We start from the raw sequence: 1,430 nt of genomic DNA on the forward strand, positions 1-1,430 counted from the left end.
TATAGCATCGATGAAAAAGCAGCAAGTTCTTTATCTTTAAAGTTCACCATAAAATCTAAAGATATGAAAACAGAACTTACTGCTCAACCAAAGTTATATATTGGCATCGACATACACAAGCGAAGCTGGAAAGTACATTGCAGTACAGATATTTCCGCAGGGAAATCATTTAGCATGGGTGCCAATCCTGAAATACTGCACAAGTATGTTTGCAAACATTTTCCGGATCACCAAGTCACCACGGCTTATGAGGCTGGTTGCTGCGGTTATTATGCTCACCGTTGTTTTAAGGGTTATGGATGGGAGTCATTGGTGGTCAACCCTGCAGACATACATCGCAAAGGCAAAGAGCGATTCACTAAGACAGATAAAATAGACGCCCAGCTCATCAGTCGTGAACTTAAAGACGGCAGATTGGAGAGTATCCCAATACCAGATAAGAAGCGTGAGCAATTGCGCAGTCTTTTCAGAAGGCGCAATGACCTGGTTAAAGATTACCGGCGCATCAAGAGTTTGATAAAGATGCAGTTGCTCTACTATGGGATTCAGGTTCCTGAAGAATTTGACAATGATCACTGGAGCCATAAGTTCAGACAATGGCTTGACAAACTAAACTTTGAACACCTCACGGGCAAAGCCACCCTGGAAAGCCGAATGCGTAATTTCAGGTTTGTAGATCAAGAGTTAAGAATGGTAAGCAACCAATTAAGGGCTTACTGTCGCAAACATTATAAAAAGGACTATTACTTGCTCAGAAGTGTTCCCGGCATAGGCGGTATTGTAGCGTGTGGCATACTCTCAGAGTTGGGTGATTTGCGCAGGTTCAGTAACCTGAAACACTTGGCAGGTTATGTGGGTATTGCACCAGGAGTACACCAAAGTGGTGCCAACCACAAAACAATGGGAATGACCCCCAGGGCTCATCGCTTGATGCGTTCTTACTTTGTCGAAGCTTCCTGGCAAGCGATCCGGACAGATCCCGTGATGCAAGCCTATTACCGCAAACACTTGGGCAAGGACACTAAAAAAATCATTATAAAAATAGCCAGAAAGCTTTTAAGCAGAACACTGGCAGTTATAAAAACAGAAACACCCTATGAAATTGGTGTTGTAGCATAAAATTAGAAACCAATAACAAAGCTCACAATGAACCCAAGCCCGTATCACAAAACATCGGCCGTGGCCTGCCAAAAGCAGGACCACATTTTTATAGCAAGTGACCGGGCTTTTATAACTTAAAATCATACAGATGCCGGTGGCGTCTGCCTTAGGCGGTTGACCACATATAGGATGCTGAGCAAGTTATTTAGTATTGAAATAGTGATAATCCTTCGGAATTATCAACATTTCAACACCACAAAATCATCATTATGAAGTAAGAAAAAATAAAATATTATCTTTGAAGTGAAGGACGAGTGCTTTTCATAGGA

1 protein-coding gene is annotated in these 1,430 nt (G+C 42.1%); it reads left to right on the top strand.

The window, feature by feature from the left end; genetic code table 11:
• A partial coding sequence (locus IEV69_RS13765) for an IS110 family RNA-guided transposase (protein WP_229741449.1) occupies positions 1–1,119 on the top strand: 1,119 nt, incomplete at its 5' end.
• Positions 1,120–1,430 lie beyond the last annotated feature (311 nt).

It is taken from the genome of Planktosalinus lacus, assembly GCF_014640155.1.
GTDB classification, from domain to species: domain Bacteria; phylum Bacteroidota; class Bacteroidia; order Flavobacteriales; family Flavobacteriaceae; genus Planktosalinus; species Planktosalinus lacus.